Source organism: Bacillus salipaludis (genome assembly GCF_004358205.1).
The window spans coordinates 55,252-77,399 of record NZ_SMYO01000015.1; the positions used below are offsets into that span (position 1 = coordinate 55,252).

The window sequence follows — 22,148 nt, forward strand, 5'->3', positions numbered from 1 at the left end:
AAAGCCCCTGATATGAGTGAATTCCGCTAGTGAAGATGATTTTATTGCTTTTTCAATTCATTAACAATTTCATTAATGCGTTTTTCCACTTCATAAAGGTTCTTCTGCATCCGTTCACGTCGACTGGTTAAGACCTGTAATTCCTGTTTCAATTCTTCTGATTTGCTCATGATTTCCCTCCGGATTATGATATATCATTAATATGCCAGCAAAGAAACCATTTTAATATAAATCGTTAAAATCTTCAATTGCTTTTTTTAATGGATTAATTTTAAATTTTCCAGTAATAAAGAGGTGTGTGGTAAACCCTGCAACGATTAGCACAACTTCCTTGGGAAAAACGTTTTTGAAGTGATGGAAGGCGGGATAATTGGAAACAAACTAGGTAACGGATATAATCGGATTAGATTACAAAATACGGGAGGGGATTTGAAGTGCCACATTTATTTATTCGTGGAATAACAGTTGAGCAGGTGAAAACCATTAGTAAACCACTCGTACAGGAATTAGCGGATCTTTGTGCCTGCGGGACGGACAATTTCACACTCGAGGTTGTCCATTCAACTTTTGTTTTTGATGGAAACGAGGTGCCGGGATATCCATTTATTGAAGTGAAATGGTTTGAAAGAGGGCAGGAAATTCGGGACGAATTTGCGAATATTATCACGAAACAGGTTCACTCGCTCGAGATCCCGGAAGTAGAAGTTGCTTTTAGTACGTTTAGAGAATCTGATTATTATTTAAATGGGAAGAGTTTTGCGGAAGAATAATCTTTATAAACCGGAGGGAAAGGTATGAATCCAAATATATTAAGACATCCAGGGCCGACACCAATTCCTAAAAAAGTTGAACTGGCCATGGCGCAGGATATGATTAGTCATCGTACGGAGGAATTTGTTAAGTTATATCAAGAAACAACACATCGAGTGAAGCCTATTTTCGGAACAAAGCAAGATATTTTGCTTTTGCCATCAGGGGGAACAGCTGCGTTAGAAGCGGCAGCGGTCAATACTGTTTCTCCAGGAGAAGAAGTAGTCGTCATCACGGTTGGCGCCTTCGGTGATTACTTCGTTTCAATTTGTGAGAAATACGGCTTTCATGTACATAAGCTTGCAAAGAATTGGGGCGAGGCCTGTACGGAAGAAGATCTGACTGAATTTTTGAAGCCGTTATCCAACATTAAAGCTGTTTTTGCTACTTATAATGAAACTTCTACCGGAATCTTAAACCCGATCAATCAATTAGGCAAGGTGGTGCGCACTCATACAGAAGCACTCTTCATTGTCGATGGGGTGAGCTGTATTGGCGGTGCTCCAGCTGAAATGGACGAATGGGGCATCGATATTCTCGTAACAGGTTCACAAAAAGCGATGATGCTTCCACCAGGACTTTCGCTTTTAAGTGTAAGTGAAAGAGCCTGGAAAGTGATCGAGGCGAATCCTACACCTGCGTATTATTTAAATTTATTGAGTTATCGGGAGTGGGCTTCAAAAGGGATGACGCCTAACACGCCTGCGATTTCCTTGATTATGGGACTTTCTGCTGTTTGTGACTTAATTGAGGAGGAAGGCGGATTTGTGAAAACCATCGAACGACATGAAGTAATGAAAAGTATGGTTCGTGAAGCCATGAAGGCTCTCTCCATTGGATTATTGACAAGTGATGAGTTTGCCTCGCCAACGATTACTGCAATCCGAACACCGGAAGGTTTGGAGCTACCATCCTTTTTGGAACATTTAAAGAAGAAATATCACCTTGATCTTGCCGGCGGGCTTGGCCATCTGCAAGGTAAAATTTTTAGATTTGGACATATGGGCTATTGCTTCCCAAGTGATATCCTCGAAGCTGTTTCCCTGATCGAAGCAGGGCTACAGGATTTTTCCTATTTATTTGAACATGGGGCAGGAGTTAGGGCGGCACAAAAGGTTTTCTTGTCTACACTAAGCAAGTGATAAGATTTTTACTAACGAACCCTTCGTTTCTATTCAAACGAAGGGTTTTTTAATTCTCCCCATGGAAATTCTAGTTAGTGTTTATAATCTCTTATTAATACCTTCCATTGCTCTTACTTTAAGTGAATTTTCAATGATTATGTCAAGCAGCTTATGATAAGGGATCCCCGCTGCTTGTGCGCTTTTTGGCAACAGGCTATTTTTTGTCATCCCAGGTAATGAATTAAGTTCTAACACATAAGGGATCCCGTTTTGAATCATCATGTCGATTCGGGCATAAACACTACATTTCAATGCTTTATAGCAAGTCATTGCTGCAATTGCGACTCTGGTTTTTGTTTCAGGCGAGAGCTCGACCACCTCTTCAATGGTAGCCGCATCATCATATTTGGAGGTATAATCAAAAAACTCTCCCTTATGACGAATGGAAATCACCGGTAAAAGCTGTCCGTCCAATATCGAACAAGTGATTTCCTCGCCCTTTATACACTTTTCGATCACCACTTCAGCATCCCATTTGAATACTTCAGCAATCGCAGCCGTTACCGAGTCTTGGTCATAAACAATTTTTACTCCTACACTTGAACCACCTGAATTAGGTTTCACCACTACTGGGTAACCCATCTTGTCTAGTTCATCCATATTAAGTTCTTCGATGTTCGTTAGGTGAATCCAATCCGGTGTTTGCACTCCTTCATACCGGATGATTTTTTTCGAGATATTCTTATCCATGCATAAGCTGCTGGACAGGACGTTGCTCCCGGTATAAGGAACTCCAAGGGTTTCAAGGGTACCTTGAATGGTGCCGTCCTCACCGAACTTGCCATGTAGCGCTAGTAGCGCAACATCAAGATTTTTCGCCTTTTCCACTAAATCTTCTTTGTGATCTAGTTGGATCGGTACAATTTCATATTTATTTTTATCTAATTGCACCATCATTTCTTCACCTGTCATGAGCGAAACTTGTTTCTCGGAAGAAACCCCTCCCATAATGACGCCAACTCTCATTTTTTTAGCCCCCATAATGATTTTTTATTGTGTCACCTATGATCGTAATTCCTTGGATAATCTCGCTTTCTTTCAGCCGAGAAAATCCTAATCGTAACGTATGCTTTCCACTATTGTCCGTGTAAAAAACATCGCCTGGAGAAAAAACAACTCCGTTTTGGTAACATTTTTCTAAAAGTTTCCGTGAATCGATGTTGTTTTCTAGTTCTATAAAAAGGTGGAGTCCACCGTCACCCGTTAACCGTTTGAAAGGAATAAGTTGCTTACAATAATGAACAGCTAATTCATACTTTTTTTTATAGACGGATTTCGCTTTTTTAATATACTTCTCAAAGTAGCCATCATTCAAATATTGATATAACACCGCTTGATCCAATGTAGACGTATGAATCGTTCGGGCTCGTTTCATACTTTCCAAGTAATAAATCAACTCTTTGTCTGCTAAAATCCATCCGACCCGCAATCCAGGAAAAAGAATTTTAGAGAAACTGCTAATATAAATGACATGATTGCCGTGTCCGGCGAAGGCAGCCAACGGTGCCAGATGTGACCCTGAGTAACGTAATTCTTCATTAAATCCATCCTCAACAATCGGAAGCTGATAGGCGGAAAACAGCTCCATGATTTCCTTTCTTTTTTCAGAGGACGTTACGATTCCAGTTGGATTATGATAAGACGGAATCAAGTAGGCAAAATCATACTCTTTTTTTGATAAGGAGGTTTCTAACTTCCTAATATTGACCCCGTCATCCTCCATTTCAATTCCATCGATTTCAAAGCCATGTAATCGAAAGAGCTTAAGGGCAGAGTGATGGGTTGGATTTTCACAAATAACACGGCCGTTCTTTTTATTTAAAGAAGATAAAAGGAGATCCAGAGCTTCCGTGAAGCCATTGGTAATTAAAACATCCTTATTTCGAATGTCTACCCCTTTAATTTCCATGTAGTGAAGGAGGTATTCGATCAGTGGTTTATAGCCCTTTGCATATCCATAGTTCAGAACAATGTCTCCCTCAATGGACATCCGATTTAAAAAAGCTCTTTTAAAATTTTCTACATCAAAAAGCTTTTCATCAGGGGCGATACTCGTAAAAGAGATCATTTCCTTATTCCAGCGGACTCCATGCTTCATAAGGTCCATTTCTTCTGCCAAAAAGGATTGGTTATTGATTTTTTCAGTCCAATTCAACTGGATGGATGGGGATTTGAAGGTCTCAACGTGACTTACAAAGTTTCCTTTTCCTTTTACCGCATAGATCATGCCTTCTTGTTCCAAATCCGCATATGCCGTTAGGACGGTGTTTCGGCTGATGGATAATAACGTGCTAAGTTCACGTGTGGATGGAAGCTTTTGGTGCTCAAGTAAATGTCCGTTGGTGATCATTCTTTTTAAATATTCCTTCAGTTGAATATATACAGGACGGCCTTCCGTTAACTTAAAATCGTTAAACACTGCATTCACCCCCTTGCTAACATTTTTACATAACAAGCGCCTTTTGCAAAAGGTCCACACCATATGTATTTTTACGGTGTTGTGGTAGGTGTGTACTGAAGATTATTTTGAAACTAAATTAAATATCCTTTTTGCGAATTGGATGGATGAATTAGACAAGAAGGTGGGGGCTATTTGATGTTTATGAAAGATCGCCTCGGAGGATTACTTAGCATTTAGTATTAACAAGTAGAAAAAGCACCGATCAATGAATCGGTGCTTTTTAACTCTATGCAGCAGCTTTTTCTTCTTTTGCCATGTTGTTCTTTACAAATACTGCTACCACCAAAATGATAGCCATAGCAATCGGAATAACTAAGTGAAAGGAGTCTGGAACTAAGATGTGGAACTTTTCTAATCCTTTATCTTCAACCATCATTTTACCAGCAGCAAAGGTTAATAATCCTGCACCGGCATACACGATGATTGGAAATTTCTCCATTAAATTCATTAGTAATTTGCTACCAAAAATAATGATTGGGATGGAGATGAGAATTCCAATCGCAATCGGTAGAATTCCTTCTGCAACGCTTGATAACGCGATCACATTATCAATAGACATGGCGAAATCGGCAATCGCAATCGTTTTGATTGCTCCTAGAACTTTGTCGGATTGTTTGATATTCGGATCGTCTTCTTCTTTATGTGCGATTAAATTGTAGCTGATTCGCAATAAGATTAAACCGCCCACTAATTGCACGAATGGAAATTCTAGAAATTGAATTAAAATGGTTGCTGCTAGAATCCTTAAAACAATCGCCATTAATGTCCCGCCGAAAATGGCTCGATTTCTCATGTGCTGTGGTACTTTACTCGCAGCTAAGGCGATAACCACTGCATTATCACCCGATAACAGAATATCGATTCCAATTAAACTTAAAATTTGAAGAACCGTCATGTCTTTAATTCCCCCGTATTTATGTATATTTTTTGAACATCTATGATATTGGTATATCATATTTTGGGTGATTTCGGACATAATTTTTATGTACTTAATATGGAAAATCCGACCAAATCTATTTTTTATGGTTATTAGATCGGAAAACGAGAGAATTTAGTGCCCATCCGAGAATATTTGCCGCATATCCGATAGTTAGATCGGAAAACGAGAGTATTGAAAGGTTATCCGAGAGTATTTAACGTTCATCCACGAGTATTTGCCGCATATCCGATAGCTAGATCGAAAAACGAGAGTATTGCTAGGTTATCCGAGAGTATTTAGTGCTCATCCACGAGTATTTGCAGTACAACCGAGAGTTAGATCATCCTGTTTGATCTTCATGCTGGAAATACTTACCCCAACTAAGGTAATCACCCCGCCGACAAGCGTAATCCATGTAGGTACTTCATTTAAGAAAATCCAAGAGATCACAAATGCAGCGACAGGAGTTAAATATAACGAGCTTGTTGCAGCCAATGCACCGGCATTTTCGGTTACATAGGCCATAGCCAAATATGGAAGAACAGTAGGAACCAGCCCCAAATAAATAACCGAAAAAGTAGCAGAATAAGAAGCTGCAGCAATTTCATTTCCTAAACCCGGTAAAAAGATCAGCATGAAAAGTGTACCTGCAAGAATCGTATAAATCGTAAAAGGGATGAAACCGTATTTTTTTAAATAGTTTGATTGAAAGATAAAATAAAAGCTCTCTCCTAAGGCGGCAATCAAAATAAAGATTACCCCCTTTTAGATACGCAGTTTGTGGAATTCCTGATCCGAACGAAATCATCGCAACACCTAAAAAGGCGATAATTGAGCCAATCCACCCCATTTTATGAAATTTTTCTTTTGAAAAAACGACTGCTAATATAGCTGAGATTATAGGTGTAGTGGATACGAACAAACTGGCCATTCCGGCACTCACCGTTTCTTCGCCAATACTTAAAGCAGTATGGTAGGTCATGAAACCGAGAAAACCAAGTAAAAGGATGAAGGGGATATCCCTTAAATCTGGTAGTTTAATTTTTTTAACTACCGCAAAAATAATGAGGATAATGGAGCCAATTAATAGCCGGAACAGGGCAAGATGTTCCGGACTATACGATTCTAGTGCAGCCTTGATTCCAGGAAAAGCCGATCCCCATGCAACAATGATCAAACTATATGCAACGAAAAGTCTACCATTCATGATTCTCCCTCATTTCTTTCATATATTGAAGAGTGCCAACCGCCCATTAGGGAAGACGAAATTATAAAATTATAATAAAATATGAAAGAATCGAAATCGCCAACCAATTGAAAAAGAAAAAAACCAACAAATATGAAAGAATGATGTTTATGAATAAAAAGCCTCGATACCTGCAAATCGTTCACTGGATGAGGGAGAAAATTGAACAGGGCGAATGGGTAATTGGGAGTAAAATCCCAACCCAACGTGAAATAGCAGAAAAATTTGGTGTCAACAGAAGTACGGTCATAACGGCAATCGAAATCGTCAAGTCTGAGGGTTTATTGGAGGGAAAAACCGGCAGCGGTATTTATGTCATTCACAATCAATGGTCCCTTAATTCGGAAATGTCTCCCCCAGACTGGAATGATTTAACGAAATGGTCCCTGCAGCCCTCAAGTGTTCATACGGTACAACTGATTAATGAATTAGAAACGAGAAAGGATTTAATCCAACTAAGTAAAGGGGAGCTTGGACCTGACTTGTTTCCTCATTCAGAAATCGCCAAAGCAATGGGGGCAGTCTCAACCCAGATTCAGGATTTTGGGTACGGTGATGGGTTAGGGGATCTGGGATTAAGAAAAGAGATTAGTAGGCATCTCCAAAAAAGCGGCATCAAGATAAAACCGGAATGTATCTTAATCGTCTCAGGCGCCTTACAGGCACTTAAATTAATTACAGTTGGAATATTGAAAAGAGGGTCAACCGTGTTTTTAGAAAACCCTTCGTACTTACATTCCGTCAATGTATTTCCGGAAGAGATGACAATCAAGAGAATCCCTGTCGATGGGAATGGACTAAGAATCGAGGAGTTATTTCAACAAACCTTTACAAGAAACGCCTCTGCCCTGTTTATTAATCCTACCTTTCACAATCCGACAACAACTAATATGTCACTGGAACAAAGAAAAATCTTGCTAGAAAAATGCCAGCATTATAAGCTGCCCATCATAGAAGATGATATTTTTAGAGATTTATGGATGGATGCACGGCCTCCTGCTCCAATAAAAGTATTAGATAAAAATGGACAAGTTTTATATATTGGCAGTTTTTCAAAAACGATTGCGCCCGGTCTGCGCATTGGCTGGTTGGCGGGACCTGAAGCGGTCATTAAACGCCTTCGGGATGTGAGAATGCAAACCGATTATGGTTCAAGTTATTTGTCTCAGTTACTAGTAAAAGAGCTGCTTGCATCAGGGATGTATGAAAACCATTTAAAGAATGTTAGAACCATCCTTAAAGAGAGAAGAGATTACCTTCTCCAATTACTTACTCTTCATTTAAGTGATGTTGCTTCCTGGTCCAAACCATCAGGGGGATTATTTATTTGGGTTCTTTTTAAGAAAAAGATCAATATGCAAAAACTATTTAAGCAATGTATAAATGAAAATGTGTTAATTAATCCGGGCTATATTTATCATGACCATCAATCATCGATTCGCTTATCGTATTCCTATGCAAGCTTTGAGGAAATGGAAATGGGGATCTTAACCCTAAAAAAGAGTTTGCTGGATGTTGTATAGTTAAATAGTATTTTTAATATATTTATTTTTTTGAAAATTAATAATAGTTGTCTTGACATGATATTTTTCAGTCCATATAATAATGAATGAGGACAGTGGAATTTCGTTAAACTGTCGCTAATTAAGAAAGCGATTACATAAAGTTAAAAAGAGTTGTCCCTATACACATAATATTAACTAAAATCAGACAGACATTGGGCACTTCGTAAGGAATATTCGAAAGTCGAACCTCTTTATTGAAGATAGATGTCTTGTCTGGTTTTTTTTATAACCAAAACAATTAAAAAGAATAGAAGGGAAGGGATCAAGAGGGAGAAATTAAGGGGGAAAAGGTGAAAAATATTAAACTTATATTTCAATAGTAAAGGCGGGACGTGGATGGCAGTTGTTAAAGAGGTAAAAGAGGAAATTCATAATAGTGGAGAGATCACCATTAAACGTAATTTAAAGGCTCGTCATATGACAATGATTGCGATTGGCGGATCAATCGGAACAGGTCTCTTTTTAGCTACGGGAGCTTCCATCCATACGGCTGGACCAGGTGGTGCGCTGCTGGCATATGGATTAATTGGAATTATGGTATATTTTTTAATGACAAGCCTTGGGGAAATGGCTACTCATATGCCGGTTTCCGGATCCTTCGCAACCTATGCCGGCCGGTTTGTAGATCCAGCACTTGGATTTGCATTAGGGTGGAATTATTGGTTTAACTGGGCAGTAACCGTGGCAGTTGAAATTGCGGCATCGGCTATTATTATGAAATTTTGGCTTCCAGATGTTCCAAGCATTGTGTGGAGCGTACTGTTTTTAGGACTTATGTTTTTATTAAATGCTTTATCCGTTAAAAGTTACGGTGAGTCAGAGTATTGGTTCGCACTAATTAAAGTTATTACCATTATTGTTTTCATTGGCGTAGGCCTTCTGACGATTTTCGGTATTTTGGGCGGTGAATCTCTCGGCTTTAAGAATTTTACAATTGGAGATGCTCCTGTACACGGCGGATTTATGTCAATATTAAGTATATTCTTCATTGCCGGGTTCTCGTTCCAAGGAACAGAACTAGTCGGGATTGCTGCTGGGGAAAGTGAAAATCCTGGTAAAAACGTACCAAAAGCTATCCGACAAGTATTTTGGCGTATTCTATTATTCTATATTGGCGCCATTGCCGTAATTGGTCTTGTCATTCCATTTACAAGCCCTCAGCTATTAGGTGGAGACGTTGATAGCATTGCGGTGAGTCCGTTTACTCTCGTATTTGAAAAAGCAGGGATTGCCTTTACCGCTTCTGTCATGAATGCTGTTATATTAACATCCGTTTTATCCTGCGGATCTTCAGGATTATATGCAGCGACACGGATGCTATGGTCGATGGCAAAGGATGGCCAGGCACCTAAATTTTTGCAAAATGTAAACAAGCGTGGTATTCCAATGAATGCCCTTGTTTTAACGACCATTATTGGAGCATTAGCGTTTTTAACTTCAATCTTTGGGGATCAAGTCTATACATGGTTATTAAATGCTTCCGGCTTAACTGGTTTTATTGCTTGGTTAGGTATTGCCATAAGCCACTATCGATTTAGAAAAGCCTATAATGCACAGGGAAAAGACTTGAATCAACTAAAATACAAAGCAAAGTGGTTCCCGTTAGGTCCGCTGCTTGCACTTGCAATGTGTGTCGTGATTATTCTTGGCCAAAACTATCAAGCATTTACGGCCGATAAAATTGATTGGTACGGTGCAGCCGTATCCTATATTGGATTGCCAATCTTTTTAATTGTTTGGCTTGGATATAAAATCGTCCATAAAACGAAAGTAATCCCGCTTAAAGAATGTTCATTTGAAGAAGAGCAATATTAATACAGGAGCAAACCGGACCAGGTTTGAAAAAATGTCCCTCCAGTGTGTAGCTGGAAGGACATTTTTTTAGAATTCAAGCGGAATTTGCCCTCCAGGGATGTCCGGTTTTTTTGCGTTCATTTTTTTAGGAGTTTAGGAAAAGATATTCGGTAAAGGAAAAATATTGGAGGGAATCAAGATGCCTGAACTTCCCGAAATGGAGAATTACCGAAGATTATTAAATCAACGGATTGCTGACCACGTCATTACAGATGTGCAAATTAACCGTGAAAAATCTATTAATGTAAAGCTCGAACTTTTTATAAACAGCGTTCTTCACCAAAAGGTTGCGACCGTTGACCGGAGAGCCAAGCATTTGCTTTTCCATCTTCAAAATGGACAAGTCCTGTTATTGCATTTAATGCTTGGCGGGTGGATGTTTTACGGGACAGAGGAAGAAAAACCGAAACGGACGATTCAAATTCGATTATCCTTTGGGTATCAGCATTTATATTTCATCGGACTACGGCTTGGCTATCTACATTTATATAATGAAAATGCCGTGCAGCAAGAGTTATCTGATTTAGGCCCGGAACCACTGGAAAGCAGCTTTACTTTAGAAGCATTTTTGAAATTAATGGATCATAAGCGTGGAAAAATTAAGGCTAAGCTTCTTGACCAAGGATTTATTGCTGGGATTGGGAATTGCTATTCAGATGAAATCTGCTATCATTCCGGAATATTGCCAACAAGGGAAATCCAAGAGATACGGGATGAAGAGAAAAGCCATTTGTTTGATTCGATGAAAAATGTACTGACCGATGCCCTTAATCATGGGGGATATTTAGAAAATCCATTTTTTATTGGAGATACAAAGACAGGGAGCTATAACCAGTTTTGCAAGGTGTATGATCGTGAAAAGCAGCCTTGCTTTCGCTGCCGAACACCGATTGAAAAAACAACCATTGCATCACGAAAATCCTTTTTCTGTCCTGTTTGTCAAAAATGAGGCTCACCTCCTTGAGGGAGCCTTTTTAAAGGGAAATTTTTAATAGTTTTGAAAATTGTCGAAAATAGTATAAATAAATGTTTCGCATTTTGGTTAAATGTAATATACTATATGTAAATAAGTATAACACATTTAAAAAACTCCGTCAGATTAGGACCTATTTTTTTGAGAGGAGGGCGGAAGTTATTAAACTAACAAAACGACAGGATGAAATCTTGCAAATTGTAAAAGCAAGCGGACCAATTACCGGGAAGGAAATTGCCGAGAAACTATCGTTGACAAGGGCAGCTCTAAGGCCTGACCTGGCTATTTTAACGATGTCCGGAAATTTGGATGCAAGACCCCGGGTGGGCTATTTTTATAATCAGGAATTAGAAGTAAAACAACATGCAGAAAAGTTTTTACACCAACAAGTAAGTGATTTTAAAGCCCACCCAATTGTTGTTGAAAAATCCACCTCAGTTTATGACGCAATTGTTCAGCTTTTTTTAGAGGATGTCGGCACACTTTATGCGGTTGATGAGGAAGGAAACCTAGCAGGGGTCATTTCCCGGAAGGATTTGCTTCGAACCGCAATTGGTAATCAAAACCTCAATGAGCTCCCTGTTAGTGTCATCATGACACGGATGCCGAACATCGTTACCATTCGCCCAGAAGAAACCTTGCTAGAAGCAGCAAAAAAGATGATTAATAATCATATTGATTCCCTACCCGTTGTGAAGGAAGTGGATGACCATACATATTTACTTGTAGGTCGGATTACCAAGACAACGATTACACGTGCATACCTTGAAATAATGGACCAAAAACTTGGTTGAGGAGAGTGGCAGGAATTTTGGATCAAAAAGAAGTGGTCTATGTTGTATCAGACTCAGTTGGGGAAACGGCTGAGCTTGTGGTAAAAGCGGTGGCTACTCAATTTAATGGGGGCCATGTGGAAATCCGCCGCAATTCCTATGTGGAGGATTTTGAAGATATTGAAGATGTGATTTCATTGGCAAAAGAGGGCCATTCGATTATCGCTTATACCATCGTTGTTCCAACCTTAAAGGATTATTTGGATCAGCGGGCTGGAGAAGAGGGGATTTATGCAGTTGACTTATTAAATCCTTTAATGAATGCCTTTACAACAAGATTTAATAAAACCCCCCATCACCAGCCTGGCATGATGAGAAAATTGGACGAGGAGTATTTCCGTAAAATTGAGGCCATCGAGTTTGCAGTTAAATATGATGATGGCCGTGATCCTCGGGGAATTACCAAGGCGGATATCGTGTTAATAGGCGTATCAAGAACATCTAAAACACCGCTTTCCATGTATTTGGCACATAAACGCTTTAAAGTAGCGAATGTTCCATTGGTTCCAGAGGTTCCGCCTCCGGATGAATTATTCGAAATACCGCGCCGAAATTGTATTGGTTTAATCATTTCTCCGGATAAATTAAATGAAATCCGGAAAGAACGCTTAAAAGCACTAGGACTTGGTTCGAAGGCAAGCTACGCGAGCTTTGAACGAATTTTGGACGAACTAGAGCATGCAGAAAAAATCATGAAACGTGTTGGCTGCCCGATTATTAATGTTTCCAATAAAGCAATTGAGGAAACAGCCGGTCTCATTTTAGATATTTTAAAAAAAGAGAGGAGCTTTTAATCAATGGAAAAATACGTATACCTTTTTCATGAGGGAAATGGCGATAAGAAAGAATTGCTTGGAGGTAAGGGTGCAAACCTAGCGGAAATGACGCGGATTGGCCTTCCTGTACCTTATGGATTTACGATTTCTACACAGGCATGTAACGCATACTATGATTCTGGCAAAAAAATTCCCGCTTTAGTAGAGGCTCAGGCATTAGAAGCACTTAGCCGTTTGGAAGAAAAAATGGGGAAACGATTGGGCGATGCGCAAAATCCATTACTTGTTTCTGTACGTTCCGGTTCTGTTTTTTCGATGCCGGGAATGATGGATACGGTTCTAAACCTTGGGATGAATGATGAAACCGTTGTGGGAATGGCAAAGTTAACAAACAATCCTCGGTTTGCATATGATTCCTATCGCCGTTTTATCCAAATGTTCAGCAATGTTGTGTTAGATATCGATACGTATTATTTCGAACAATTTTTAGAAGAAGTTCGTGAGCATAAAGGCTATAGCTCTGATCCTGAAATGAGTGCTGAAGACTGGCAGGAAGTGATTGTCGGTTATAAATCAATCGTCAAAAAGCATACAAGAAAAGAGTTTCCACAGGATCCAAAAGAGCAGCTATTCTTAGCCATTAATGCCGTGTTCGATTCCTGGAATAATCAGCGTGCAATTGTATACCGCCGCTTAAACAAAATCCCGGATCACTTAGGAACGGCTGTTAATATTCAAAGCATGGTTTTCGGTAATATGGGAAATGACTCAGGTACAGGGGTCGCGTTCACACGAAATCCTTCGACTGGTGAACATGTTCTATATGGTGAATACTTGATTAATGCACAGGGCGAAGATGTTGTGGCTGGAATTCGTACACCACAGCCAATTGCAACACTAAAGGACGAAATGCCGGAAGTTTACCAGCAATTCACGGAAACGTGCAAACGCTTGGAACAGCATTATCAGGAAATGCAGGATATTGAATTCACCGTTGAGCGCGGAAAACTATTTATCTTGCAAACTCGTAATGGAAAACGGACTGCACAGGCGGCCATCCGCATTGCCGTTGAAATGGTGGCAGAAGGTATTATTGATAAAAAGACCGCGTTGCTTCGAGTGGACCCAGATCAACTAAATCAATTGCTGCACCGCCGCATTGATGATAAATACCAGCGTACATTGTTAGCGAAAGGCTTACCGGCTTCACCAGGTGCGGCAACTGGCCAGGTTGTCTTTGATGCAGATGAAGCAGAACAACTAGGTAATGAGGGTAAAAAGGTCATTTTGGTCCGTCCGGAAACGACACCAGATGACATTCATGGGATTGTTGCATCGCAGGCAATTTTAACGAGCCGCGGCGGCATGACAAGCCATGCTGCTGTTGTCGCAAGAGGGATGGGGAAAGCTTGTATTTGCGGTTGTGAGCCATTGAAAATTGATTTGAAAGCGAAGCAATTTACGGTTGGTGAAACGGTTGTAAAATACCGTGAAACCATTACAATTGACGGTTCAACTGGTGAGATTATGCTTGGTGAAATTCCAATGATTGATCCTGAGTTATCAGATGAGTTCCAATTATTGTTAGCATGGGCGGACCAAGAGCGCAAAATTGGTGTTCGTGCCAATGCGGATAATCCTGAGGATGCTCAAAAAGCGTTTGATTTCGGTGCAGGTGGAATTGGTTTGTGCCGTACAGAGCATATGTTTATGGATTTAAAGCGAATTCCAATTGTCCAAAAAATGATTTTAGCGGAGAACTATGCTGAGCGGATGGAAGCTCTTGATGAGTTATTGCCAATGCAGCAGGGCGATTTTGAAGGAATCTTTGAAGCGATGCAAGGGCATCCGGTTACGATTCGCTTGCTAGACCCGCCATTACATGAATTCTTACCGGATAAAGAGGAGCTTTTAGTCGAAGTAACAAAGCTGCAAATTTTAAATCCGGGTTCTACAGAATTAAAGGAAAAAGAATTATTGCTTAAAAAGGTTCGCCAATTGGATGAGTTCAACCCAATGCTCGGCCACCGCGGCTGCCGTTTGGGAATGATTTTTCCAGAAATTTACGATATGCAGGCCAAAGCGATTTTCTATGCTGCGGCAAAGCTAGCTGACAAGGGAATGGAAGTAAAGCCTGAAATCATGATTCCTCTTGTCGGTCATGTGAATGAACTGAAGGAAATGCGTCAATTGGTGGTTGATGCCGGTGTTCGTATTCAAGAGGAAACGGGTAAACAGTTTGATTACACAGTTGGGACGATGATTGAGATCCCGCGTGCTGCGTTAACGGCGGATCAGATTGCGGAGGAAGCTGATTTCTTCTCGTTTGGTACGAATGATTTAACACAAACGACTTTCGGTTATAGCCGTGATGATGCGGAAGGAAAGTTCTTGCAGGCGTATATCGAGCATAAGGTGCTTCCGGATAATCCGTTTGCTGTGCTTGATCAAGATGGCGTAGGGAAATTGGTTGAGATGGGCGTGAAGCTTGGCCGTGGAACGAAGCCTACTTTAAAAACAGGTATTTGCGGCGAGCATGGCGGTGAAAAGAGTTCGATTGATTTCTGCTATAGAACCGGCTTGGATTATGTCAGCTGTTCACCATACCGTGTGCCACTGGCTCGTCTTGCAGCAGCACAAGCGACGATTCGTCATGAAAATAAAGAAGAGGTTTATACAACAGCATAAGGTTTGTTGGATAGAGCGGCTCCTTTTTGGGGGCCGTTCATTTGTTTTAATTGGGGGGTATTACCCGGTCGAATGGGTTTTCGGTAAAAAGGGAAAAGCAAAGGAGTTGCATTACCCGATTGATCGGATTTTTCTGTGAAAAGGGAAAAGCAAAGGAGTTGCATTACCCGATAGAGCGGATTTTTCTGTAAAAAGGGAAAAGCAAGGGGGTTTCATTACCCGATAGAGCGGATTTTTCTGTAAAAAGGGAAAAGCAAAGGAGTTGCATTACCCGATAGAGCGGATTTTTCTATAAAAGGGGAAAAGGAAGGGAGTTGCATTACCCGATAGAGCGGGTTTTTCTATAAAAAGGGAAAAGCAAAAATAGTTGCATTACCCGATAGAGCGGATTTTTCTATAAAAGCGAAAAAGGAAGGGAGTTGCATTACCCGATAGAGCGGGTTTTTCTATAAAAAGGGAAAAGCAAGGGAGTAGGATTACCCAGTTGAGCGGATTTTTCTATAAAAAGGGAAAAGGAAGGGAGTTGCATTACCCGCCAGAGTAAATTTTCCCCTAAAAAGATAAAAGGAAACATGTTCCTATCCCCTTAAAGAAGAAAAAAGTGCCATAAGGTAAAAGAACACTCTACAGTATCCACAAAAAAGGATGAATCCCCCAAAATCCGCAAATACTAACCAAAACAAGGAAAAAGGAGCATGATGATGGGGGCAATTGAAAGAAGCGGTTACCGTTTTGTACCGGAATATAGCGTTATCGCGCAAAATGGAGCCATCCATGTATATAATCGCGAACATTTCATCGAAGAAATTAAATTTCAGTTTTCAGGAAAATTTCCGGAGCTAGATCAAATCGAGGATTTAGTGGACCAGTATTGTACCCAACATAATATTTAAGGGAACGCTTGTTCGATGTGGAAATTTATGCTATAATTAGAAATGCAATAGAATAGGATCTCTCAAGGGTGGTCGGATCACTCCTATCGAAAGGGGGTGATGCCGTTTGACAGTTTATGAAGCTTTGACGCTGGCAATTTCATTTGCAGGTCTCATTGTCACCGTGCTGTCATTTAACAAAAAAAAATAATCCACCCTTGAGCCGACAAGCATAAACGGTGGATTATCTCTTCCAATATGCCGACTCCCCATGGGGAACCGTCTATTGCATTGACCGAGTAGTTCTTTGTCATGCTCGGTCTTTTTTACTATACGATCTCTATGACCCCATTATACATAATAATAAGAAAAAAAGAAATCAGAAAAGATGCAAATTTTTAAGAGGAGATTAGCGAAATGAGTAAATTAACTGTCATTTATCCTCAAGCGGTCGAACATACGAAAAAAAAGCTAAATGAAGATATTGATCATTATTTGGAATCGAAAGAAACGATCCCAACTTTTGAACAATACCTCTCTGATCGAAGCCAGTATACCGAACAAATTTGGATTAATGTTTGGCTGAATAAATCCACCAATGATGTTCCAAGGAATGAAAAAAAGGCATTTTTAAAGGAAAAAGGATTTGTGGTTGAAGGCATCGACCGGAAATTAATTAACAAACTGTTTCGAGATGAAATGCGGACATATCAGCCGTTTGATGCCATGGAGTGGCTGCAGGACACCTTTCAAGGTGAACAAGAAATATGGGAAAAGCGGTACCATCAAGCAAAGGCAAACTTTATAAAACGGGAAGAAGAGAGCAAACGACAGGCTGAAAAACAGCTGCTGCAAAATGAAATTGACTCTTTTGCGGCAGAGTTTATTGAGGAGAACTATCAAAATTTCTACCTTTATATCCGAAGATTTGTTGCCGTTCAGTTGGAAGCAGATTTCGAAAACAATCCTAAATTCCAATCCGTTGACACCTTTGCTCTCGAAGAAAAACTAGTCAACCAAGGGAATTTTGATCCGAATGCTTATACCACTTTGGCAACGTTTTTTGAAGAACTAACCGGGGACATCCATAAAACGCTTCATTGGGGCAGAAGCTTTTACGAATACGAAACCTATTTTTTTGTATATGAAGGCTTAATTTCTGACTATGTTTCTGAACTTTTGCCGCAAAAGGTATTTGAACAACTTCCGGAAAAAATCCATCAACAATTTAAAGCCATCTTTAACGAAGAACTGACCACCTCTTTCGTGAAAAATTGTATTGAAAATCTCATATATGAGGTAGAGGAATATTTTACCCAGGATATTCAGGACGAATATGTTTCGGACCTCTTAAAACTTGTAGATCTTCCATTTGATTTAGAGGTTCATCGAGAAATTTTTGAAAAAGATTTTGCGGAACGAGAACGAAAAAAAGCGGAAGAGGAAGCGGAATTACAACGAAAAAGGGAAGAAGAGGCCCGGATGATGGAGGATATTTTCGGCCAGGAATACAATCCATCATTGGGCAGGCAAATTCGTTATATTCTCCATATTGGAGAAACCAATACGGGGAAAACGCACCATGCCCTTGAGCGGATGAAGGTAGCCGGCAGCGGTATCTATTTAGCGCCGCTACGCCTTTTGGCGCTTGAAGTCTATGATAAGTTAAATGCCGAAGGAACACGCTGTTCCTTAAAAACGGGTGAAGAGGAAAAAATCGTTCCTGGGGCCAATCATATCTCCTGTACGGTTGAAATGTTCCATGAAAAAGAATTCTATGATGTGGTGGTCATTGATGAGGCACAAATGATTACCGATAAGGACCGGGGATTTTCTTGGTATAAGGCAATTACGAAAGCGAATGCTCAAGAAGTGCATATCATTGGGAGCCGAAATTCGAAAACGATGTTGCTCGAGCTTTTAGGTGATTCCGATATTGAGATCCATGAGTACAGCCGTGACACCCCGCTTGAAGTGGAATCAAGGGAATTTCATATCAAGCATATTAAAAAAGGGGATGCGCTCATTTGTTTTTCAAGACGACGTGTCCTAGAAACAGCATCAAGGCTGCAAAATGACGGACATAAAGTCAGCATGATCTATGGCAGCATGCCACCGGAAACAAGGAAAAAGCAAATTCAGCAATTTAATGATGGAAAAACAAAAGTCATTGTTGCTACAGATGCGATTGGGATGGGATTAAACCTGCCCATCCGAAGAATTGTCTTTTTGGAAAATGAAAAATTTGATGGAACCAGAAGAAGGCTGCTTACCTCTCAGGAAGTGAAACAAATTGCCGGGCGGGCCGGCAGAAAAGGAATTTATGATGTCGGGAAGGTTGCTTTTACAAATGATATTAAAACGATGCGCCGACTGTTAATGCAGGAGGATGAGCCGGTTCATACCTTCGCGATTGCACCGACCAATTCAGTGTTTGAACGTTTCCAGCGCTATTACCGTGATCTGGGGACTTTCTTTGAGCTATGGGGAAAATTTGAAAGCCCCAAGGGAACGAAGAAGGCATCTTTATCTGAGGAGCGGTCACTTTATCAGTTGATTGCCGGGACCGATATTGAAGCTAGACTTCCATTGATGGATCTTTACGGATTTCTGCACTTACCTTTTTCTAAAAATGAACCGGTGCTGACCAAGCAATGGGAGCAAACAATGTATGCGATTATCGACGGAAGAGAACTTCCTGAACCTATCGTTAAAGACCGCAGCCTAGAGGAGCTTGAACTTTCCTATAAAGCAGTCGGTCTCCACCTGTTGTTTTTGTACCGTTTAGGTGAGAAGACGGAAGCAGTATATTGGGAACGTCTGCGTGAAGAGGTCAGTGACCAGGTACAAGAACGTTTAAAAACTGATATCAAAAAATTTGTGAAAAAGTGTAAAAATTGCGGAAGAAAATTGCCTTGGGATCATGCTTTTCCGATTTGTGATTCCTGTCATGCAGCAAAATACCGCCGCCATCGCCATGATGATGAGTTTGAATTTTAAAATACGCTGTTTTCGCAACGATTGAGGTATAAGCAATTAACATTGAGACCACCGTGTGTGGTTTGGTAGGTTCGATTCCCTAGTCGTTCCGATAACGATAATCATTACTTGCCGCATGGTGAATTTTTTCACTTATGCGGTTTTTTTGTTTATTTATCGTGTGATTTTTAATCTTTGTTTCCGGTCTTTCCTAAGCAGATTTAGGAACTTCGTGAATTATTACAGTTAAACAAGGAATTTTTGGTGGTTCCTGTGTCCAGTGTATTGGTAAATTGCAATCTGCTATTCTTTTAAGAAAAATTCATTTACCAACAAAAATGCAACTAGTTTATAATATAAGGTGTCTAAAATAAGTATTAGTGGTCAGTGCATGATACAAGGAAGAATTAAGTAGGTGAGTACAATCGATGTTATTGAAACAAGGGTGAGAGCTTTTATTGGAGATATTCAACACCCTAAACAGAAAAAGAAAATAAATATTAACGATTTAGAAATTCAGTTGCGCAAGCTAATGGATGATTATTTTGAAATGGACGGTTATTCGTTGTTTTATCGTGCAATTAAAACTTTGCAAGCTGAAGAAATCCTTATCCCCATTCAAAATAATCAAAACAATGGTAAAACACCAGCACTGCCATTATATTGCTGGGTAAATGTAAAAGTTCAAGCAGCCAAATGGGATCGCCTAGAGATGATGAAATTAATTGACCTGTTTGATTTTTCCTACTATGAACGACATCCCGAATGGCAAACGAATGACGAATGGATGCGAATCCAGAATTTATATACTTTTCTAAAATCCAGTTCGGAACGGGAAATCGTGTCATTAGAAGAGAGAAGCCTGGAGCTCTTCGGTCATGAAAAATTCTTAATTGATCGTGATAGCTTTCCTGATGGAAAGGGCTTTTTAGCTAGAATTGGAATATCAGAAGACCAACTTAAAATGGTGAACTATGGGGAGCCTTTCGTATTTTGGATGAAACAAGGGAAAGAAATGAAAGATATTAAAAGGGTACTAATCGTCGAAAATCTATCTTTCTTTCATACTTCGATTAAATTATTGGAAGCGAATAAACTCGATTATGCACCTGAACTAATCATTTATGGTGAAGGGGCCAAAATTGAAAGGAGCTTTGCCTTTTTCTTTCGGATGTTTCCCAAATCATCCTATCTTTTCTACTACGCAGGAGATCTTGATGCCGCAGGATACGGGATCCTCATTCGGCTTATTGAAAAATACCCGGATTGCTGTATTCAGCCTGCCTTAAAAATTTATCGCAAAATGCTAGAATGTATAGAGAAAAGGAATGACCAGAAAATCGGTCAAACCCAAAACCTCAAATACCGTGATCAATTTTTTCAATGGTTTACAGAAGATGATCAAGAACTACTAATGCAATTATGGGAGGAAAATAAGCGGATTCCACAAGAAGTCTTAACAATCGAAACATGGGGGAGATGGATGTGAACGAATCATGGGAAGGTTTTGGCAAGCGTTTGCAGCGATTAAATCCACTGTTCGAGCTTGGTAGGGGAATGGAAGTAGGAGAGTTGAAGCCTCATATCCAGACAATTCTTATGCAAGTGCTCCTTACCATTTTTTATCGAGAATTGAATGATGATGATCATCGGCGGAAATCAGATATTAAGTATATAGTAGAGGATTCCATTAAGCAGATGAAGCTTTTAGCAGACGATAAACAAATTGAACGGATTACAAGCGGGCTTTTATATCAGGGAAAAGAAGAGTATAGTAAACCGTTTGAGGCCTTATATTACGATGAAATAAGACAATCCTGGGAAATGCAGACATTTAGATATGTCACGATGGATGAAATATATACGAATTTAGAGCTAGGCGGAACCATAGTTTATAAACTTACAGATGTTTCTCAAGAAATGATTTTTATGAGCAGGGAAATGGCGGAGGAATTCTCCATAACGATAGAGCAACTTTATAGTATGCAGTTGATTAAAAACGGTAATTTTAGAAAAGCTACTCGTAACCTCGATCACCTCATTTCACGCGTAAACCGCTTAATGGCAAAAGAATTCACTTTTCAAAAGGAAATGATTAATAATCCCAAAATCTTATTGATTGAACAAGAATGGCAAAGGGCCGACAACCGTGTTGAAATTGAAAAGCAATTTGACGAAGAAAAAAATCACTTCCGGACCATTACTAGGATGATAGAAAAGACGAGACGTAGAAATGAAGAGGATGATTTTATTCAGAAAGAATTGATTCTTCTCCAAGAAAAAATTGGTCATACAAGGCAGTTGCATGATCGTTTTGCCAAACTAGTCATACAAAATATCTCCTATGAGATGAAATTAAAGGCAGAAAACCCTTCCTTGTTTTGGGAAACCAGCCTGGTATCCTTTCGAGAACATATTTATGAAAGTATGTTACTGAAAGAAGGAGTTCAAAGTTTCGAGGCTATCGAAAAAGTCCTTTCCCCCTTATTTTCACCAAAAAATGAGTTTATCTTGCCGCTTGAATGGATTTGGGGAGAACAAGAATTTGATGAAAAACAACTAACGGATGTTGTAATCGAAGAGGAGGCAGAAATAAGCGAAACTCCTAAGCGAGTGACGGACTGGGCGTCTGTTATAAAGGCATGGAGTTATGTTTTTCAACATTTACAAACATACGGAGAGTTTTCATTAGCTGATTTATCAACACTGCCATTGGAAGTCCAGGATCTATGGTTTGAAGAATATGAAACGATTGATTTATGGATGATGTTTGATAAAAAGCCGCTAAAGGTTCAAGTGCTGCATCGGAGGGAAGAAACAATTAGTGATGAGAGGGAAATTCTTCTTTATAAACTAATGCAGGAATACCCACAATTTCAAGTGTTTGAAGGTTCGAAAATCTATACCATGTTTGATCATCGAGAAGAGCCATTCCAATGGTATCAAATGAAAATTACCCCATTTAAAATATGTGTCCAGGAGGGATAA

17 protein-coding genes and 1 pseudogene are annotated in these 22,148 nt (G+C 39.7%); 13 read left to right on the plus strand and 5 right to left on the minus strand.

Annotated features, from left to right (window positions below; genetic code table 11):
- Nucleotides 1–41 precede the first annotated feature (41 nt).
- Nucleotides 42–170, minus strand: a complete 129-nt coding sequence (locus E2K98_RS32135; protein WP_268884133.1) for a hypothetical protein — start codon at nucleotides 168–170, stop codon at nucleotides 42–44.
- A gap of 264 nt (nucleotides 171–434) precedes the next feature.
- Here E2K98_RS32135 and E2K98_RS24095 point away from each other — a divergent pair, with 264 nt between their 5' ends.
- Together E2K98_RS24095 and E2K98_RS24100 are read left to right on the plus strand one after the other, a co-directional pair.
- Complete coding sequence (locus tag E2K98_RS24095; RefSeq protein ID WP_133338710.1) at nucleotides 435–770, plus strand: DUF1904 family protein; 336 nt, start codon at nucleotides 435–437, stop codon at nucleotides 768–770.
- Between the two features lie 24 nt (nucleotides 771–794).
- Nucleotides 795–1,952 (plus strand): pyridoxal-phosphate-dependent aminotransferase family protein, encoded by a 1,158-nt coding sequence (locus E2K98_RS24100; RefSeq protein ID WP_133338712.1) that lies wholly within the window; start codon nucleotides 795–797, stop codon nucleotides 1,950–1,952.
- Nucleotides 1,953–2,033: 81 nt separating this feature from the next.
- Here E2K98_RS24100 and E2K98_RS24105 read toward each other — a convergent pair whose 3' ends face one another.
- From E2K98_RS24105 to E2K98_RS24120, 4 genes and pseudogenes are all read right to left on the minus strand, one after another.
- Complete coding sequence (locus E2K98_RS24105) at nucleotides 2,034–2,960, minus strand: D-alanine--D-alanine ligase (RefSeq protein ID WP_133338714.1); 927 nt, start codon at nucleotides 2,958–2,960, stop codon at nucleotides 2,034–2,036.
- Between the two features lie 4 nt (nucleotides 2,961–2,964).
- Nucleotides 2,965–4,413 carry a MocR-like pyridoxine biosynthesis transcription factor PdxR gene (gene pdxR / locus E2K98_RS24110; RefSeq protein WP_133338716.1) on the minus strand — a complete coding sequence of 483 codons (1,449 nt, stop codon included), beginning with the start codon at nucleotides 4,411–4,413 and terminating at the stop codon, nucleotides 2,965–2,967.
- Between the two features lie 268 nt (nucleotides 4,414–4,681).
- The gene (locus E2K98_RS24115) at nucleotides 4,682–5,350 is read right to left on the minus strand and encodes a YjbE family putative metal transport protein (protein WP_133338718.1); all 669 of its coding nucleotides are present in this window, start codon (nucleotides 5,348–5,350) and stop codon (nucleotides 4,682–4,684) included.
- 327 nt (nucleotides 5,351–5,677) lie between these two features.
- A pseudogene (locus tag E2K98_RS24120) lies at nucleotides 5,678–6,581 on the minus strand (DMT family transporter).
- 149 nt (nucleotides 6,582–6,730) lie between these two features.
- Between E2K98_RS24120 and E2K98_RS24125 the strand changes: the two are divergent.
- The 11 genes from E2K98_RS24125 to E2K98_RS24170 all read left to right on the plus strand — a co-directional run bounded on the left by E2K98_RS24125 (nucleotide 6,731) and on the right by E2K98_RS24170 (nucleotide 22,148).
- The gene (locus E2K98_RS24125) at nucleotides 6,731–8,143 is read left to right on the plus strand and encodes an aminotransferase-like domain-containing protein (RefSeq protein ID WP_165976360.1); all 1,413 of its coding nucleotides are present in this window, start codon (nucleotides 6,731–6,733) and stop codon (nucleotides 8,141–8,143) included.
- Between the two features lie 378 nt (nucleotides 8,144–8,521).
- A complete protein-coding gene (locus E2K98_RS24130) occupies nucleotides 8,522–10,000 on the plus strand; it encodes an amino acid permease (protein WP_133338722.1) in 1,479 nt (492 codons plus the stop codon).
- A gap of 178 nt (nucleotides 10,001–10,178) precedes the next feature.
- Nucleotides 10,179–10,988 (plus strand): bifunctional DNA-formamidopyrimidine glycosylase/DNA-(apurinic or apyrimidinic site) lyase, encoded by an 810-nt coding sequence (gene mutM, locus E2K98_RS24135; RefSeq protein WP_133338724.1) that lies wholly within the window; start codon nucleotides 10,179–10,181, stop codon nucleotides 10,986–10,988.
- A gap of 149 nt (nucleotides 10,989–11,137) precedes the next feature.
- Nucleotides 11,138–11,806: a helix-turn-helix transcriptional regulator gene (locus E2K98_RS24140; RefSeq protein WP_308914293.1), complete on the plus strand. Its 669-nt coding sequence runs from the start codon at nucleotides 11,138–11,140 to the stop codon at nucleotides 11,804–11,806.
- Between the two features lie 17 nt (nucleotides 11,807–11,823).
- Nucleotides 11,824–12,639 (plus strand): pyruvate, water dikinase regulatory protein, encoded by an 816-nt coding sequence (locus E2K98_RS24145; protein ID WP_133338756.1) that lies wholly within the window; start codon nucleotides 11,824–11,826, stop codon nucleotides 12,637–12,639.
- 3 nt (nucleotides 12,640–12,642) lie between these two features.
- A complete protein-coding gene (gene ppdK / locus E2K98_RS24150) occupies nucleotides 12,643–15,309 on the plus strand; it encodes a pyruvate, phosphate dikinase (protein WP_133338728.1) in 2,667 nt (888 codons plus the stop codon).
- A 701-nt stretch (nucleotides 15,310–16,010) separates the two neighbouring features.
- The gene (locus E2K98_RS24155; RefSeq protein WP_026576670.1) at nucleotides 16,011–16,202 is read left to right on the plus strand and encodes a YbxH family protein; all 192 of its coding nucleotides are present in this window, start codon (nucleotides 16,011–16,013) and stop codon (nucleotides 16,200–16,202) included.
- A gap of 124 nt (nucleotides 16,203–16,326) precedes the next feature.
- Nucleotides 16,327–16,392 carry a hypothetical protein gene (locus tag E2K98_RS32385; protein WP_407921227.1) on the plus strand — a complete coding sequence of 22 codons (66 nt, stop codon included), beginning with the start codon at nucleotides 16,327–16,329 and terminating at the stop codon, nucleotides 16,390–16,392.
- Between the two features lie 206 nt (nucleotides 16,393–16,598).
- Nucleotides 16,599–19,181, plus strand: a complete 2,583-nt coding sequence (locus E2K98_RS24160) for a DEAD/DEAH box helicase (RefSeq protein ID WP_133338730.1) — start codon at nucleotides 16,599–16,601, stop codon at nucleotides 19,179–19,181.
- Between the two features lie 394 nt (nucleotides 19,182–19,575).
- Nucleotides 19,576–20,649: a Wadjet anti-phage system protein JetD domain-containing protein gene (locus tag E2K98_RS24165; RefSeq protein WP_133338732.1), complete on the plus strand. Its 1,074-nt coding sequence runs from the start codon at nucleotides 19,576–19,578 to the stop codon at nucleotides 20,647–20,649.
- Entirely contained in the window at nucleotides 20,640–22,148 is a 1,509-nt protein-coding gene (locus E2K98_RS24170) for a hypothetical protein (RefSeq protein WP_235824921.1), read from the plus strand. The genes E2K98_RS24165 and E2K98_RS24170 overlap by 10 nt, the downstream gene beginning before the upstream one ends.

Excerpts from the sequence above, each read along its gene's own strand:
- E2K98_RS32135 (WP_268884133.1), bottom strand. The coding sequence starts at position 170 with ATGAGCAAATCAGAAGAATTGAAACAGGAATTACAGGTCTTAACCAGT.
- E2K98_RS24100 (WP_133338712.1), top strand. The coding sequence starts at position 795 with ATGAATCCAAATATATTAAGACATCCAGGGCCGACACCAATTCCTAAA.
- E2K98_RS24105 (WP_133338714.1), bottom strand. The coding sequence starts at position 2,960 with ATGAGAGTTGGCGTCATTATGGGAGGGGTTTCTTCCGAGAAACAAGTT.
- E2K98_RS24115 (WP_133338718.1), bottom strand. The coding sequence starts at position 5,350 with ATGACGGTTCTTCAAATTTTAAGTTTAATTGGAATCGATATTCTGTTA.
- E2K98_RS24125 (WP_165976360.1), top strand. The coding sequence starts at position 6,731 with ATGAATAAAAAGCCTCGATACCTGCAAATCGTTCACTGGATGAGGGAG.
- E2K98_RS24130 (WP_133338722.1), top strand. The coding sequence starts at position 8,522 with ATGGCAGTTGTTAAAGAGGTAAAAGAGGAAATTCATAATAGTGGAGAG.
- mutM (WP_133338724.1), top strand. The coding sequence starts at position 10,179 with ATGCCTGAACTTCCCGAAATGGAGAATTACCGAAGATTATTAAATCAA.
- ppdK (WP_133338728.1), top strand. The coding sequence starts at position 12,643 with ATGGAAAAATACGTATACCTTTTTCATGAGGGAAATGGCGATAAGAAA.
- E2K98_RS24155 (WP_026576670.1), top strand. The coding sequence starts at position 16,011 with ATGGGGGCAATTGAAAGAAGCGGTTACCGTTTTGTACCGGAATATAGC.
- E2K98_RS24160 (WP_133338730.1), top strand. The coding sequence starts at position 16,599 with ATGAGTAAATTAACTGTCATTTATCCTCAAGCGGTCGAACATACGAAA.
- E2K98_RS24170 (WP_235824921.1), top strand. The coding sequence starts at position 20,640 with ATGGATGTGAACGAATCATGGGAAGGTTTTGGCAAGCGTTTGCAGCGA.